The following is a 16177-nucleotide window of genomic DNA, read 5'->3' as shown; positions in this document are numbered from 1 at the left end:
TTCATTACTGTACCAAAGGAGTGTTTTAATGACAAGTGTTAGAGTCATCTCCGCAATGGAAAATAAAACAAGCGGGACCGATTATCCCGCTTCTTGCTGGTGAAGCTGAACAAATTGTCTGCCAAAAGAAATTAATTCGTCTTCTTCCTCCCCTTCTGGATTCAGCTCAATCTTAACTGAAGGCAGGACAATGTCACCGCCAAGCTCCTTCACTTTTTCTTCAATTAGGTCGACAGCTCCGCAAAAATGTTCGTAAGATGTATCGCCAGAACCAAATACTGCAAATGCTTTACCCGTTAAATCAAGGTCATCCATTTCCTCATATAAATCAATAAAATCATCTGGAAGATCGCCATCTCCCCATGTATACGCCCCTAACATAATGTGCGAGTAATCATTGAGCAGCTCGGCATCAATATCCATCGCTTCATGCCGGTCCACGCTGGCTCCTGCTTCCGTTATACCTTTTTCAATTAAATCTGCCATCGCTTCTGTATTTCCAGACATCGTGGCATATACCAATAAAACTTTTTCTGTCACTTTTTCTTCCTCCTTATCAATGAATCAATGCAGGCTCCTCATATGGCCTGACAAACTTACTTTCATATAAACCCGCACAGAAAAAGTTTTCGTTTTGATTGGCTACACGAAAACCATGTCCTTTGATCGTATCAAACCATTTGAGCTCTTTTTGCTCAATATCAAGCTGATACACTTTAGAAAATCCGTGTTCGTCTTGTGAGGTGGTCACATACACAATGCCATTATCCTCTGACACATCCAAAAATGATTCTTCTCTAGCAAAGGCCTGTGATTGAATATCATGCAGAATATTTGTATGTAAATCTAAAATTTGAACAGATCCTTTTTTGCCTTTTTTTGAACCTAACGCACAAACAAGAAGATGTTCATGACAGAGCAGCATAGAAGCTGTCATGCGGTGCTCCTCTCTGTTTAGAAGAAAAATCTGTTCTCTTTGCAAGTCATACACCCATATTCCTCCGTGAACCTCATGAATCTGTGTTCCAATATAAAGATGGTCACCTGCAGCACATAAAGAACGAATGACCGGCGGATGATTCACATTAGCAAATGGCTTCATAATTTCCCAGGAAATTCCGAAATCATTTGACACATAGATACTATGTTTTCCATGCGCACACACAAATCCATCTTTGCGTCCTGTAATAGACCAAACAACTGCATTTGTTGGAAATGAAGATAACGCCCATGTGTTGCCTTCATCTCCTGATCTAATTACTGTGCCATTTTCACCAACACCGAATAAATAAGGGCCAATATAGCTGATCGCATGGATTTTATGCTTGAGCTTAAACAGCTGCTGCCATCCGCTCTCCACACTATAGTGAAAAATACCTTCACGTTTTACAGCAACAAAGTATCCACCGCTTTTAGATGCTGCAACGGCTGTTGCTCCTTTATGAAACATGATTTTCAACTCGTTTCTCAGATAAAGCAGCCCACGTTAAAAAGCTCGCAGCAAATTCCTGACAGCACGCCACATCTTCATCTGTATCCGGTGCAAGCTCCATTTTTAATGTTTCAGGAAAAACAGATGCACCCGTTGATTTCAGCATGTCATGGAATGTATGGACAGCCTCGCAAAACTTCGGATAGCTGTAATCACCCGATCCAAAGACAGCTGCTTTGATGTGGCTAAGTTCAAGAGTAGAGACCTCTTCATAAAAATCCTCTGCTTCATAAGGCAAATCTCCATCACCCCATGTATAAGAACCAATGAATACGTAATCGTATGAGGAAAGGTCTTCTGCATTCGTATCATCAAATTCCATCATTTCTGTATCGATCCTTTTTCCTTCAAGTGTTTGCTTTAAGATTGCTGCCATATCTTCCGTATTTCCAGACATACTCGCAAATGTAATTAGTGCTTTCATCTATCGGTCACCTCATCTAAATGATAATCATTTTCAATTATTATATGTACACTTTAAATGATAATGATTTTCATTGTCAAATGATTTCATAAAAAAAAGTACCTCCCTATTCCAAGAAGGTACTTACACGGCATCATTCTCAAGCATTTCTTTAACCACACCGACAAATGCTTGTACCTGTTTTAACTGAAAAGACGCTTCATAGCCTAGCAGCCATGTGTCACGGCCAATTTGCTCTCCGTTCACATCAACAAGCGGTGTTTTATAAACACTTTTTTCGTGGTCATATAAGGTAACAGAAGGCAAAATGGCGTAACCGATGCCGTGGTAGGCCATTTGTTTACATGTTTCAATTTGGTCTACTAAAATCGTCTGCTTTGGAGACACTTTAAACTTTTGGTGCCACCAGTGCTGGATTTCCTGATAATACGTGCTGTCGCTTTTAAATTGGATAAATGGCCGCTCTGTCTTGATTAATTCATCTACGTCCTTGATCACGGAATCGACTAAATATAAATGATCTGTCATCAAGTATTCCTTTGTCCCCTTCCAATCAGGGTTACCGCGAATGATTCCTATGTGCACGTGATCTTCATACAAGCTTTTGAGCATTTCACTGCTCCAGCCAGTAACGAGTGATACTTTGGCATTTGGATATTTTTCAACATACCGTTTTAACACCTTTGGCAGCCAGTGCTGTCCAATAATCGACGCCACCGCAAGCTTGAGTGTACCGTGAATATCACCCTCAAGTTCATCAATTCGCTCTCTCACTCGATCCTGTTCAACTGTCACCTCTTTTGCAAATTGAATAATCTGTTCACCTGCCGAGGTCACAGTCAGCCCCTTTTGTGAACGAAAAAAGATTTTGGTTCCCCATTCCTTTTCGATCGTCTGCAATCTTTGAGATAATGCAGGCTGAGAGACAAAGAGCCGCTCTGAAGCCTTTCTCATATTCAATTCTTCACTTAGCACAACAAGCATATGTAACTCCTGAAGCTGCATGGGCGTCCCCTTTCTCTCTATAAGTTTTTCTTATTTTATATGTTCATTATATAAATTTTAACTTATGAAGGCAAAAAAAATAAGCTGGGCTGCAGCTCATTTTTTTGCGGAATGAATGACCTCATTTAAGCGCTTTAATACAACTCGTCGAGTAAAAATGCCTTCAAAGACCTGCTCCTCATTTTCTACACAAACAAATCCATTATTCGTCACAGCGTGAACGCCTTTTAGTACAGGATCTGTTGTTTTAAGTCTCGGAATATCCTTCAGCATGACTTCTTCAACCTTCAACTGATCGAGCTTCTCGAATTCGATTCGTTCTAAACCGAAGATTTTATCCATAATCATATTTGTTCCAATTAACCCGTGTAAATGATAAGAAGCGTCTAATACCGGTATAGCTGTATATCCTGTTTTTGTTAGAACCAATAGGGCATGCTCAAGGTTATTTCCAATTTGAACATGTGCGACTTTATCTGCATCAATCATATGCTCGGCTACTGTGGACTCAAGCAATTGAGTCGGTTCTATCTCTATCATGTTTCTTCGACCCCTTTTCTCTCAATCATCAATCATACATTCCCCATTACGATTAAGCATAAACTAAAACGAATTTTGTCGAAAGATTTTTTCTGCATAAAAAAGATACTCAGCCCCCGAGTATCTAATAGAATGTTAAACCAATATTAATTCTCAAACCTTACTCTGTCATACAATGTGATCAATTGCTTATACGTATTGTCGTCGACATTTTTTGTTCCACATTCTATATCATTGATCTCACTGCTTAGTAATTCGACAGCATATTCCTGATTCAGCAATACGTTTAATAATAGCTTTTTCTCTTCTTCATTAAAACGATTTTCGATGACGCTCATTCAACATCAGGCCCCCTGTTTCATATATGCTTTTATATTGATTAGCAGGCTTTTGAATGTCTGCTTCCTCTCTATACAGCTAGAATAAGGAACTAGAATCGAATCGTCAACCGCACGTTTCGACAAGGTTTGGAGAAAAATGACGGAATTTATTTTGTGTATCGATTGGCATAGCAAAATGCTGCATATGAGTCGGGTTTTATTTTTGCTTCAATTCCCATAGCTGTGATCATTCCGGTCATTTCCTGAATCAGCTCTTTCGTACTTCCTTTTTTGCCAATATCCAGATGGGCTTCAAAACGAAGGTCTGCCCCTTCCTCAGCAAACGGAAGAAGCAAATCCATCAGTTCTGTTAAAGGCCCCTCAAGGATGTCTGCACATACCTTTTGGCTAAACGCTGTCTCTAATGAAATTTTTTCTCTAAGACTTTGCACAGGCCTCTTGATCACTTGTTGTGTGAGACAGCCCCATGCTCCTTTGCCAATCCGGTGGAGATGAATTGCAGTCATAAATGTTGTGACATTTTGATTGACCTGAGAGTCCGTACCAATTGATAACACATAGGCGGATCTAGGGTCTTTTCGAATAAAGTCTTTCATTCTCATGACGACATCAGAAAACGCTAAATGATCTTCAGAAAGATTGTAGAAAAAAGAATCACTCACAGAAAGGAACTCCTTTTTAATGGTCTCTTATCCGAAAAATGCGCTGATTGATCATCTTCCATTTGTACATATCATCTATGATGATCCATGTATGCTGCCGCAATAAACGAAGGAATCCTCAGAAAAAACATTTCATACGATTCAGCTTAGGATTGTAGAAGCTCAAAAATCTCAATCGAAATCATATCAATGTTGTCAAATGGGAAAGTATTTGGCTTATCCCCTTGTTGAAAAACAGTCAATTCAAACGTTTGATTCTTTTCGAAATACTTAACACTACAGATTTTCTCACCGTTCACTTCGAAATAACGCTGTGCCGGCTCGTTTGCAGCTTCTGCTGTCTCTTGAAGACTTTGCAGCCTTGTAATGATACCCATTAATTGTGACATTCTAAAAAAAGACTCCTTTCAAAAAAACAACTCAAGATGAACCCGTATTGATTATACACAAGTCCTACAAAGCATCATACCATAAAGTGTTCTCAGATGATATTTTTCCTCTTGAATTCAAAAAAAGAAAAAGAATCTGTTTTTTTAGTTTGAGTCTTTTTTCTCATCTCATGCACCCTGATTTTATAACCCAGCAGATCTCATCAGCCGTTTCGCAATTTCATCAAAATCCTCTTTTGAAATGCCTGGAGCAAACTCTTCCGGTAATTCTCTATAATCTGGCACAGGTGCACCTTGCGGGGTGCCCTCAATGACTGTCAGCGGCTTTCCATCAATCGGATGGCTGCCTTTCCAAATTTTATTAATATCCTTGTAATCCGTATCACTAAATGTATACAGCTTTGTATGAACATTCTGATCTTCAAATTTTCTCGCTGAGTCAAAGTATTTGTTGTCGAGGTTTGGGATTGGCAGCATCTTCCCCACATCTACTCCTGTAGCGACTTCAAGTGCCTTTGCATATGCCACAATATGCACGCCGCCCCTGACAAGTAAATAACCGATCATCTCTCTTGCTGTAGGATGGTCCGTCATTTCATATACGCGCATTTTGTGCGTACGTGCTCCGCATTCAAGAAAGAAATTATGGAGAAGATCAAGAATGAGGTTGCCGCTTGAGAACACATTCTCTCCGGTCCAAGGTTTTGCCATTGAATCAAACGGATAGCCTGTTTGGGCTGTTTGAATAAAATGCTGTGTATTTCGCTTATCGACAGCTGCCTTCATCGGCGTCGTATCTGGGTCCCCGCCATGGGTGGTTCCTGTAATCATGAGATTGATGGCTGTGGTTACAAGCTCAACATGACCGAATTCTTCAGCCGTAATACTGGATACGAGGTCATAAAACGGTTTAAGTTTTCGTTTTCCTCTAAAGTTAAAGGATTGAAACATGTAATTATTTAATGTGGACATTTCACCGAATTTTCCGCCGAGTAATTCTTGCACAGCAGCGGCACCATTTGCATCTGGGTGATCTGGCCTTGGCAAATCAATGAGCAGCCGCGTGTCACGTTTGATCATGATGTTTCCCTCCTACCGTCTAACTATCATCACTTAAGATGTATGGAAGGTTTGGGCTGTCCTATGCATGAAGGGAAAGATTGAAGCACAAAAAAAACTTGGCGGGGGTAGCGCCAAGTTTTTTGGATCTTGATCTGATAGAGGGGTTGGGGAACAGAGAGTAGCTTCTCTCTATAACTAAATGATAATGATTATCAGTTTCATTGTCAACCATTTTTTATTTCTTTTTTCTATCAAAAAAAGCAGCCTGCAAGGCTGCCTTTTGTTTACATTTCAGTGTGATAGAAAACTTTTGAAGTCTAGGAAGGTCGAGTACCGGAGGAGCGGAGCGAATTATACATTCATGAGCACTAGCACATAGGACTGACAACGAATGAGAGGGTTTGCCTTCACGCCGCATCTTCAAATTAATCCATCTTGCTCATATAAATAAGCATACGGAAGGTCTATAAACAAATACATATCTCCCTCTAAAGGATAAGAAAACGTACGTATCCTCTCACCGGTTTCTAAATCACTGTAAATATCGCTGAAAAATCCTTTTCCGCTAATTCTCATTTGAAGAATATTTGCTAGGAAATAAGGACGCCAGCTCCAGTTTTTTTCGATATACTCCGGCTGAAACAGCCATTCTTCTTCTTTTTTGAACACATTTCCAGTGATTTGAAAGCCTTCTTCATTACACATATAAATCCGGAAGCTGCAATCTGTTAGTTCGAGTGCCAGCTTTTGAATGAGCTCATCATTTGTACTGCACGATTTCTTTAAAGTCGTAACAGCTTGATGAATTCGTTTATAGAATGTTTCAGAATGTTCGTAGACCGCTTGCAGCTTCTTTTTCTCATGAGCAATAAATTGCTGGAATTCTTCTCTAAGCTGATCTTTTCGGTGGCTTCGGTCGATTAATTCTCCTGCAGGCTCATGAAGATAGAACCCTTGAAAATATCTCCCGCCATTTCTCCAAGCATACTGCAGCTGGAAATTTGCTTCAATATCCTCATAAATTAAGGCTGCTCCTATTTTTCTTGCAAGCAATGAAATGCTGTACAAGACATATTCATAGGAAGGAGATGGAGCCGATGCCTTTAATGCCTGTAAATCTATTTTTAATAAATCGGGTGAAAGCAAGGCAATCCGGTCAAGATTACTGCTTTCTTTTCCTATATTTGAGACGGCGATTTTAATCCCATATGTACGATAATACGTTAACGTATGGTATAGCTGTTCAATGTCGCCGCTAAACGTATGCTCTGCAAACTCAATAACAAACCGGTTAAGCTGAATGCCCCGTGCTTCATATTCCTTTAAAAGTTCTAAAAAGCTTTCTCCATGATCCAGCATGAGGATATTGGCATCATGATTAATAAAAATGAGCAAATCGTCATCTGCAGTTGTGAAGAGATCAAGTGCTTGAGTCAATACTTTGTGATCTACTTCCAATTTATATTCGTCAGGAATAGATGAATCCGTAAAGAAGGAGCCTAGGCTGACCGTTTCTGACTCAAGCTTCATTCTTCCTAGAATCTCATAGCCTATCACTTTTTGCTCTTCCGCACTGAATATTGCTTGATAGTGCGGGAAAACATCTTCAATATTCGTTAAAATATCCAATGGATCGACCATTTTCATCACCTGCTTCTCTCTTTGTGTGATTATACCACATCAAAAGCAGGTCTTACATCGTCAATCAAAATGGTGATTGGTTGAGCCATTGTCCCCCATCCATCGTGATACAATCTCCATTTATATAAGACGCATGCTCAGACAATAAAAAGCTCGCAAGCGCTGCAATTTCCTCAGGTGTGCCCAGTCTGCCAAGAGGAACACTATCTAATGTTCTTTGCGCTGCCTCTTCAGATTCCCATAGTTTATCTGCTCCGCCTGTTCTCTCAATTGGACCTGGTGCGATCGCATTGACGCGAATTCGATATTGCTTCCCCCATTCCACAGCAAGCGTTCGAGTGAGAGACAACACACCGGCCTTTGCTGCCGCCGAATGCGCCACGCCTACACCAGCACCCCATGCATAGGTGGCCACCATGTTAATCATACTTCCCCTTTTCTTTTGACGAATCCAGTAATTCCCCACTGCATGGCTGCAAAAAAATGTACCATTTAACACAATATCAATGACAGCCTTCCAGCCGTTAGGAGACAGTTTTTCTGCTGGCACTAAAAAATTTCCTGCTGCGTTGTTAATGAGGGCATCGACATCACCAAATGTATCCACTGCAAACTTGACCATTTGGTCAGCATCCTCTGGGTTTCGTACATCCATTTGGAAATAAGCAACCGATCCGCCCTTCTGCTTCATTTCTTTTGCCGTTTTTTCCAGCGTCTCTTCCGTTCTACCAGTAATCACGACATTCCAGCCTTCAGCTGCCAAATGAGCAGCCATCGCCTTCCCCATACCGCTTGATCCCCCTGTGACAATCACTGTTTGTTTCGTCATTTGTTCTCCCCCTCTGTGTCATTTGAATGACTATTCATTCATTATTGTCTATCATATCATGATTGACCCTCGGTGCACCATATGGGAGATTATCCAAATATGATGCTATACTTAATTTTATTTATAAAGGAGTCTTATATGAAGCAGCTTTCCCGCAGACAATTTTTAAAAGGAGCAGCTGGTGCGAGTATTCTCGGTTTTTTGGCTACAAGTTGTGGATATGGATATGCCAGGTACATTGAGCCGCGCATGATCGATACCGTGTCACTGACCATTCAAGATGCTCAGCTTCCAGCTTCATTTGATCAGTTTAAAATAGCCCAATTTAGTGACGTTCATTTGAGTGATACATTCGCTGCGAAGAATCTAGAAGCCATCGTCCAGAAAATCAATGCTGCATCTCCAGATCTCATTGTGTTCACAGGTGATCTCGTTGATTTTCAAGCATCCTCTGAAGAGCATGAAAAAGCGAAGGCTTATTTGAATAAGCTTCATGCTCCGTTCGGTAAGCTTGCCATCTACGGAAATCATGACTACGGACCATTTGGCGTGGAGCTTTATGAGAAAACAATGGAGGCTTGTGGATTTACTTTATGTAAAAATGATGTGTTTCTATTAGAAAAAGATCATGCGCATATTCAGATTGCTTCACTGGATGATCTCATGATGAGCGTGCCTGATTACGATTTGATCAAACGGGAAGTATCAACTGATTTATTTACATTACTGCTCGTCCATGAGCCTGATGCCGCCTTAGAGCTGAAAACCACACCTATTAACTTGCAGCTTTCCGGGCATACGCATGGCGGTCAAGTGCAGCTGCCTTTCTATGGACCGATTCTCACAGCACCTTACGGCCGTACATATGTAGAAGGTTTATACGGCAGTGATCAGCACCGCATCTATGTCAACCGTGGACTTGGAACAACGCGGCTGCCGCTTCGGTTTTTAGCCAAACCCGAGTTAACCTTTTTTACCTTGACATCTCGCGTATAAATAGAAGCCAAACCGCCCTCTCCTGCATATGTATAATCAAAGATCTTTCTCATGACAAATGTTAGGAGAAACCTTACGGGGCCTGATTCCGTCCATATAGTATGTCAAGCGACGGCATCATGGCTTCTTTTATTTGAGTAAAAGGAGTGTGCTTTGGTGCTTCGATACACGGTGAAAAGTGGAGAAACCCTTGCTTCTATAGCACTTGATTTTCGAACTACAACAAATGCCTTAAAGGCTGCAAATCCGTCACTTCAAGCTCGCGAGCCCGAACAAAATGAGGTCATTATCATTCCTGGTTTGCCGGATCCTAATACGATCCCTTACCGCATTTTTGTTTCGATTTCAACGAAACGTCTCGTTTTGTTTTCTGGATCACAGCTTATTCGTTCGTATCCGATTGCAACAGGGAAAATTTTAAATATGACACCGACAGGTTCTTATTATATTGTCAACAGACAGCCAAACCCAGGAGGTCCCTTTGGCGCTTATTGGCTGAGCCTCTCAAAAATTCATTACGGCATTCACGGTACGAATAACCCGTCTTCAATTGGTAAAGCTGTTTCTAGAGGATGCATCCGCATGTATAATCAGAATGTCATCGAGCTTGCTTCACTCGTTCCAAACGGAACACCTGTGACCATTAGCCAGTAGATGAAATCAATTGTACGAATGGTTAAAATTTTATATGATATAAAGTGGGATCTTCAGGTTAAGGAGCGTATTTATGGATATTTTTAAAAACAGAAATTTTGTTCGTCTCTTTTTTGCAGCACTTGCTTCGCAAATGGGGACAACAGTAGGCAATATGGCGTTTGCCTTTTATTTGCTCGACCATTTTAGTCATCAGCCCGCATACGCCACATTGGCTGAGCTCATGTATTCTCTTCCTACCGTCTTTGTCTTTTTTATGGTCGGTGTAGTCGCAGACCGTTTTGATCGTAAAAAAGTCGCAGAGAATTGTGATTGGATACGAGCTGGGCTGACGATTGTATTATTCATCGTTATTTATTTTAATTCACTGCCACTTATTTTCTTGATCTTGTTTATTCGAAGTGCCATTACGAAATTCTTCTATCCAGCTGAAGCTTCTCTCGTTCAGGCCATTTTAAATAAAGATCAATATGCAAAAGCCGCTGGCTTAAATCAAATGCTGTTTAGTTTATTTATGGTATTTGGTGTTGGTATTGGTGCCATTATGTATAAAACGATTGGACTTCACGGTGCCATTACAATTGATTTAGTTAGCTTTATTATTTCAGGCATCCTGATTCGTTCATGTAACATTCCAATTGAAGCGCGCCAGCCAAATGGACAAGCTGGCTGGAGAGGCATGACCATCAAAACGTCTCTGAAAGATTTTAAAGAAGGCATTCTGTATATTTTAAAAAATAAATTATTGGCTTCTTTAATTTTTGGCTTTTTTGTTTTCGGTCTAGTCAATGGCGCATTTGCCGTTCTTCCGATGTTTACAATGAAATATGGACTTTCACCGGACCATTTTGAACTGCATACATCCTTCTTTACCATTGCGATTGGTGCAGGTCTGCTCGTTGGAAGCTTAATGGGCTCTGTCCTCGCTAAGAAGGTAAAGATGCAATATCTCATGTCGATTCCAATTCTGGTCGCAGGTATTTTGATTTTTGTCCTTGGTTCTACCCATACATTATGGTTGTTTTATGTCACATCATTTGTCATTGGTACATGCATTGGCCCAGTCAACATTGTCATTGGCGGCTGGCTGCCTAGAATCGTCCACCCTCGCCTGATGGGCCGTGTGTCAGGATGGGTTGATCCGCTTACTATGTTTGCTCAATCAATGACATTAGGTCTGATTGCTGTATTGTTTCCAAAACTCATTACAAATGTTTCTTATATTTATTACGGAATGGGCTTTATTATTTTACTCGTCTTCCTTTTTTACTTCATTACACTGCCAAAGTTCAGCAGAGAAGCTGCCGACTTAGATGTGCAGCGTGAACTAAAGGGTCAGGGAGTTCAATAAGTAAATAGCAAAAAGGACTTTCTTTTCAGGAAAGTCCTTTTTGCATGGCTGAAACATCCTTCATGTCATTTCCTCTGCCCATAGAATCTGTTTGAAGCATGCATAAATAAATCACATATACCTCGCTTTACTAACGCCTCCATCCATTTAGCACCTCTCGTTTTGTTTTGTTGATCCATTTTTTCTTGTTTTTCACAATAAAATTCCTTTACATCATTAAACGTTTTATAGTAGGATAGTCAGGTTGGAGGTGAAGGAAATGCTAAAAAGTTACTATTTTATTCATACAAAGAATGAACAGGGACAGTTTGTTGTACATACAGAAGATTGTGCATTTTTAGGTGATGCTGCAAGCCGTACATTGATTGGCATGCATATGAATGGGGAAAGCGCCATGGGTGAAGCCAAACAAATGACGAATGAAACTGACTTTAATGGTTGTTTCTATTGCGCTTATTCTATTCATACAAAATAATTCATCTGCTTACATCATATAAAAAAATATCATTTGAGAAACTACCCATTTTAATAAATAGGTAGTTATCATGAACTAATAGTTCACTTTATTTATATTTCATTCAGTCAATTCTTCTTATCATTCCTTCTATTGTTCAACACCCCTCCCCCTCATTTTTCGGCTGATACAATGCCAAGAATAAAATCATATAGACAATACAAGCTGTCCCTATCCATTGGAAAAGTCCGAATGGCTCTTTTAACCAGAAAACAGTCGTAACGACTGCTGCAAGGGGCTCAACACTTCCAATTAAGCTCGACTCTTTTGGTGATAAGTATTGCAAACTTTCTATGTAAAACCAAAAAGCGATCATCGTTCCAAATATGACCACAAATAATAAATAGACATACGCTTCAAAAGGTAAATGAGTGAGATTAACCTTCCATGGGGGATGGATCAAGCTAAGGGCGCCTCCTCCTATCAGCATTGCCCAGCCGACAATCACTAGAGAGTCGAATTGTTTTAACAGGCTAATTGGATATAACGTATAAAACGAGAGCGCCACAGCCGATAATATTCCCCAAATCACTGCCGCAAATGGAACGGTTAATGTTGAAATAGAACCATTCGTCAATAAGAAAAACATACCCGCTAAAGCCAATACCACTGTGACCAGATCTCTTCTAGTGAAGGTTGATTGCCTGCGAATGACCAAATACACGATAATCATAACAGGGGCAGTATACTGCAGCAGCGTTGCCACAGCAGCATTTCCATGTTGAATGGATGCCATATACGTATATTGAACAGACAGCATCCCCATTAGCCCAAATAGAAGGATTTGCATCGCTGTCCTCTTCTTTTGCCACACACCCATCAGATGTGTTTTTTCTTTTGTCATCACATGAACAAATAAAAGCAATCCCCCTGAGATGAGCAGCCGGACCGTCACAAGCCAATCGACATCAATCCCATATTGCTGAAACAATTTTTGTGAAATCGTTCCTCCTACACCCCAGCAGATGGCGCCTATGAGTACAAGTAAAATGCCCTTTCTCCTATTCATTTTCATTCTCCTCAATTCTCAACAAATCATGATAATATAGTTGATAGTAGTTCAATTTGTTACATATTGATATATGAATTGAACATAAAAATAAAAGAATATTGAGGAGAATCATGCACAACCATCATTTTCTGATTGACTACAACCTGAAAGAATTAACGGAGCATTCCACGACAGCATGGCCTATTGCTCTTTATCATACGAAAATTCGTCATCATAGAAGCGGCTATATTCCTCTTCACTGGCATGACGAGTTTCAATTTGTCTTTATTTTAGAGGGTGAGACTGAATTTCATATCAATGAAGAGACATTATATGTAAAGCAAGGAGATGGCATTTTCATCAATAGTGGCTGCCTGCACATGGCAAAAGATGCGAATGGGACGGCATGTACTTATGTTTGTTTAAATGTCTCTCCCTATTTCATCACAGCGAATGAATTATTCACCACTTTTGTCCATCCTTATATGCATGCGAGCCAGACACCTTATATTTTACTCAACCGAAAAGATCACTGGCCAAAGCAGATTTATCAATGTATTCAAACCATTCAACAATTAATTGATGAAACTCCAGTCTATTATGAACTTGAACTCAATATTCAGCTCATCACCATTTGGAAAAGCTTATTACAAAATGGCTTCCAAATGAAACATGATGCGCGTAAACACGATAAAAATGAACGGATGAAACACATGCTGAATTGGATTCATCAGCACTATCATGAAAAGATCCTTCTCCAAGATATTGCTCGTGCAGGACAGCTTAGCCGCTCAGAATGCTGCAGATCCTTCAAAGACATTTTAAAGAAATCACCTATGCATTATGTAAATGAATATAGAATTCAGCAAAGCCTCATCCTGCTCCAAGAACCGGATCTCAATATCACAGAAATCGCCTACCAAGTAGGTTTCAACAGCACAAGCTATTTTATCAATTTGTTTAAAAGAATAAAAAATACGACACCTTTAGCATATAGAAAATTAAAACAGACTGATTCTCTTCAGATTAAACGGGTAGAAGAAAACTGATGACAGATAGTATGTTTGCTAAAATGAAGAAGGTGTTTAAACCCATCATAAATAACTATTGAAAATACAAGCAATGAGAATGGCTTAAATTTCAATGCCCTCGACGAATGCAGACTAGGGCATTTTTTATTGCTGTTTTTGTTCTTTTAGTTTCTTGAAAATCACAAATTGATATACTCCAAATAATACGGTTAGGATCATAATTGCTGTAAATAATTGATCGACTGGGAGCAAGAAATATACGACAATAAAAGATAAAAGCAAAACAAAATAACCTATATTGAACGCTTTTTTGAATGTCATGATATTACCTCCTTTTTACAATCATATCACGTTTTAACTAACCGAATAACCAATTTTATCCAGTTAAAGCCCCTATCCATTTATGGACAAAAGCTTTACTTGTTTTAACGCTTTTCGAGACTGTTCCTCTGACATCTCCTTTATGCTGTCAATCTAATCTAAAAATTTACCGTTCACAGTTTACGACATACTCATGCGACTATACTGATAAGCAAAAGAATAGTGCAGACCTTCTAAAAAATAACCCTCAAATGATTCATAACTTATATACTTACTATATAATCAACAGAAATAGAATCAGTTGAATTTGTTGAAGAGGCGGATTTATAAATTTTGGGGAAGTTGAGAAGGATTCAAACACACAAAAATTTTTAATCCTCCCTAATCCCTTTATACCAAAGGTTTTCTTTTTACAATAACTCTATTTGCAATTTACTAATAAAAACGTATAATTTATACTAAGCACAGGAAGACGAAAGACAAAGGAGAGAAAAAATGGACGATTATGCTCATACTAAAGACATAGAACCTACAGCAGAAAACATCGCAAAAGCCATTTATACTGTTAACCGCCATGCTAAAACCGCACCAAACCCCAAGTTTCTTTACCTTTTGAAAAAACGCGCGCTGCAAAAACTATTGCAAGAAGGTAAAGGAAGAAAAGTGGGCCTACATTTCTCTAACAATCCCAAGTATAGTCAACAACAGTCCGACGTGCTGATTGAAATTGGAGATTATTATTTTCACCTGCCACCAACGAAAGAAGACTTCGAATTTTTGCCACACTTAGGAAATTTAAATCAATCATATCGCAATCCGAAAGCGAATATGTCATTAAACCGAGCAAAGCAAATACTTCAAACGTATGTCGGTTTAAAAGAAAAACCTGCCGCCACAAAACAAAAATCACATTACACAAAGCCCGTCTTCAAACGACTCGGGGAAAGTTATTTTTAAACAAAAAAAACCACTCATACCGAGTGGTTTTTTTGTTTAGATAATAAAATGATCGACTTTTTCAATCAGCTGATGAATTTCTGGTTTACTGATTTGATCATCTGCCCCGATCGTTTCCCCTTTATGACGCAAATCTTCAGTGATTAACGAAGAGAAAATAAGAATCGGAATGGAATTTGTTAAAGGATTGTCCTTCAGCAGTTTTGTTAGCCGGTGGCCATCCATTTTAGGCATTTCAATATCCGTAATAATCATATCAATTTCTTCTGTGACACTGATTCCTTTGCTGACAAGGTCCATGACATGATCATATGCCTGTTTGCCATCTTCAAAGGTCACAATGTTTTTATAGCCTGCTTCGGTTAATTCATTTGTTAATAAACGCATGAGAAGCGGAGAATCTTCAACGACATACAGCTTCTTCCCTGTTCTTCTCTCGTCTTTCTCACCGTCAAACATATGATACGTATCAACACCAGAAGCGGATTCAATATCATAAATGATTTTTTCGTAATCTGGAAGGAAAATCATTTTTTCATCAAGCTTAATGATGCCCGTTAAATGACGGTCCATCCCTTGATTGAGTGCAGTCGGCTTCTCAATCTCTTCCCAGCTGACGCGGTGAATTTGTGATACCGTTCCTGTATGGAACACAAATTTCCGTTGGTTGAATTCAGTCACAATATATTTCTCTTGTTCTGACTGATCTGACTCGACATTAAAAAAGGAAAATAGATTGATGACTGGTAAAATCTCGCCTCGTAAACTAATCATCCCTTCTACATCTTGGTGAGAGTGCGGTACAACCGTCACCTCAACCGGCTGAATGATTTCTCTTACTTTCATGACGTTAATGCCGAATTGATTTGCACCAATTTCAAACTTCACAATTTCCAATTCATTGGTACCAGAGTCAAGTAAAATTTCTTGTTTGTTTAAAGCCACGGAAATCCCTCTATTCTTCAATATAAGATTGT

Annotated in this window: 20 protein-coding genes; 6 read left to right on the top strand and 14 right to left on the bottom strand. The window is 39.5% G+C overall.

Annotation, left to right across the window (positions count from 1 at the left end):
- Positions 1 to 81 precede the first annotated feature (81 nt).
- From MHB41_RS06815 to fadH, 11 genes are all read right to left on the bottom strand, one after another.
- Entirely contained in the window at positions 82 to 540 is a 459-nt protein-coding gene (locus tag MHB41_RS06815; RefSeq protein WP_340898797.1) for a flavodoxin, read from the bottom strand.
- A 16-nt stretch (positions 541 to 556) separates the two neighbouring features.
- Positions 557 to 1450 carry an exo-alpha-sialidase gene (locus tag MHB41_RS06810; RefSeq protein ID WP_340898799.1) on the bottom strand — a complete coding sequence of 298 codons (894 nt, stop codon included), beginning with the start codon at positions 1448 to 1450 and terminating at the stop codon, positions 557 to 559.
- Complete coding sequence (locus MHB41_RS06805) at positions 1440 to 1916, bottom strand: flavodoxin (protein WP_340898801.1); 477 nt, start codon at positions 1914 to 1916, stop codon at positions 1440 to 1442. Before MHB41_RS06805 ends, MHB41_RS06810 begins: the two co-directional genes overlap by 11 nt.
- Before the next feature lie 123 nt (positions 1917 to 2039).
- Positions 2040 to 2921, bottom strand: coding sequence for a LysR family transcriptional regulator (locus MHB41_RS06800; protein WP_024424721.1), 882 nt, complete (start codon positions 2919 to 2921; stop codon positions 2040 to 2042).
- Between the two features lie 96 nt (positions 2922 to 3017).
- Positions 3018 to 3461: a cyclic-di-AMP-binding protein CbpB gene (gene cbpB, locus MHB41_RS06795; protein ID WP_024424720.1), complete on the bottom strand. Its 444-nt coding sequence runs from the start codon at positions 3459 to 3461 to the stop codon at positions 3018 to 3020.
- 146 nt (positions 3462 to 3607) lie between these two features.
- The gene (gene abbA / locus MHB41_RS06790; RefSeq protein ID WP_003210802.1) at positions 3608 to 3799 is read right to left on the bottom strand and encodes an antirepressor AbbA; all 192 of its coding nucleotides are present in this window, start codon (positions 3797 to 3799) and stop codon (positions 3608 to 3610) included.
- A gap of 149 nt (positions 3800 to 3948) precedes the next feature.
- Entirely contained in the window at positions 3949 to 4464 is a 516-nt protein-coding gene (locus tag MHB41_RS06785) for a ribonuclease H-like YkuK family protein (RefSeq protein WP_024424719.1), read from the bottom strand.
- A 146-nt stretch (positions 4465 to 4610) separates the two neighbouring features.
- Entirely contained in the window at positions 4611 to 4853 is a 243-nt protein-coding gene (locus tag MHB41_RS06780; RefSeq protein ID WP_003212254.1) for a DUF1797 family protein, read from the bottom strand.
- A 183-nt stretch (positions 4854 to 5036) separates the two neighbouring features.
- A complete protein-coding gene (locus MHB41_RS06775; protein WP_024424718.1) occupies positions 5037 to 5933 on the bottom strand; it encodes a manganese catalase family protein in 897 nt (298 codons plus the stop codon).
- A 402-nt stretch (positions 5934 to 6335) separates the two neighbouring features.
- Positions 6336 to 7556, bottom strand: a complete 1221-nt coding sequence (locus MHB41_RS06770; protein ID WP_024426863.1) for an EAL-associated domain-containing protein — start codon at positions 7554 to 7556, stop codon at positions 6336 to 6338.
- 64 nt (positions 7557 to 7620) lie between these two features.
- Positions 7621 to 8385 (bottom strand): 2,4-dienoyl-CoA reductase, encoded by a 765-nt coding sequence (gene fadH, locus MHB41_RS06765; protein WP_024426862.1) that lies wholly within the window; start codon positions 8383 to 8385, stop codon positions 7621 to 7623.
- A gap of 138 nt (positions 8386 to 8523) precedes the next feature.
- Here fadH and MHB41_RS06760 point away from each other — a divergent pair, with 138 nt between their 5' ends.
- The 4 genes from MHB41_RS06760 to MHB41_RS06745 all read left to right on the top strand — a co-directional run bounded on the left by MHB41_RS06760 (position 8524) and on the right by MHB41_RS06745 (position 11861).
- On the top strand, positions 8524 to 9381 hold the full coding sequence (locus tag MHB41_RS06760) for a metallophosphoesterase (protein ID WP_024424715.1): 858 nt from the start codon (positions 8524 to 8526) through the stop codon (positions 9379 to 9381).
- Positions 9382 to 9537: 156 nt separating this feature from the next.
- Positions 9538 to 10035 carry a L,D-transpeptidase family protein gene (locus MHB41_RS06755; protein ID WP_081124328.1) on the top strand — a complete coding sequence of 166 codons (498 nt, stop codon included), beginning with the start codon at positions 9538 to 9540 and terminating at the stop codon, positions 10033 to 10035.
- Positions 10036 to 10108: 73 nt separating this feature from the next.
- Positions 10109 to 11386, top strand: coding sequence for an MFS transporter (locus MHB41_RS06750; RefSeq protein ID WP_034281582.1), 1278 nt, complete (start codon positions 10109 to 10111; stop codon positions 11384 to 11386).
- Positions 11387 to 11645: 259 nt separating this feature from the next.
- Entirely contained in the window at positions 11646 to 11861 is a 216-nt protein-coding gene (locus MHB41_RS06745; protein WP_024424712.1) for a hypothetical protein, read from the top strand.
- Positions 11862 to 11997: 136 nt separating this feature from the next.
- Here MHB41_RS06745 and MHB41_RS06740 read toward each other — a convergent pair whose 3' ends face one another.
- Positions 11998 to 12909 carry an EamA family transporter gene (locus tag MHB41_RS06740; RefSeq protein WP_340898810.1) on the bottom strand — a complete coding sequence of 304 codons (912 nt, stop codon included), beginning with the start codon at positions 12907 to 12909 and terminating at the stop codon, positions 11998 to 12000.
- Positions 12910 to 13022: 113 nt separating this feature from the next.
- On the opposite strand from MHB41_RS06740, the gene MHB41_RS06735 reads away from it, so the two are divergent.
- Complete coding sequence (locus tag MHB41_RS06735) at positions 13023 to 13940, top strand: AraC family transcriptional regulator (RefSeq protein WP_340898812.1); 918 nt, start codon at positions 13023 to 13025, stop codon at positions 13938 to 13940.
- A gap of 126 nt (positions 13941 to 14066) precedes the next feature.
- On the opposite strand, the gene MHB41_RS06730 is transcribed toward MHB41_RS06735, so the two are convergent.
- Positions 14067 to 14243: a hypothetical protein gene (locus tag MHB41_RS06730; RefSeq protein ID WP_169737552.1), complete on the bottom strand. Its 177-nt coding sequence runs from the start codon at positions 14241 to 14243 to the stop codon at positions 14067 to 14069.
- A 495-nt stretch (positions 14244 to 14738) separates the two neighbouring features.
- Between MHB41_RS06730 and MHB41_RS06725 the strand changes: the two genes are divergently transcribed.
- On the top strand, positions 14739 to 15200 hold the full coding sequence (locus tag MHB41_RS06725; RefSeq protein WP_008356877.1) for a YkyB family protein: 462 nt from the start codon (positions 14739 to 14741) through the stop codon (positions 15198 to 15200).
- A 36-nt stretch (positions 15201 to 15236) separates the two neighbouring features.
- Here the strand turns inward: MHB41_RS06725 and MHB41_RS06720 are convergent, their stop codons facing one another.
- Positions 15237 to 16145, bottom strand: coding sequence for a chemotaxis protein (locus MHB41_RS06720; protein ID WP_024424709.1), 909 nt, complete (start codon positions 16143 to 16145; stop codon positions 15237 to 15239).
- Positions 16146 to 16177 lie beyond the last annotated feature (32 nt).

The organism is Bacillus sp. FSL H7-0578, assembly GCF_038630855.1.
Lineage (GTDB): Bacteria > Bacillota > Bacilli > Bacillales > Bacillaceae > Bacillus > Bacillus safensis.
The sequence above is the reverse complement of the archived record's forward strand: the minus strand, read 5'-3'. Positions and strand labels throughout refer to the sequence as shown.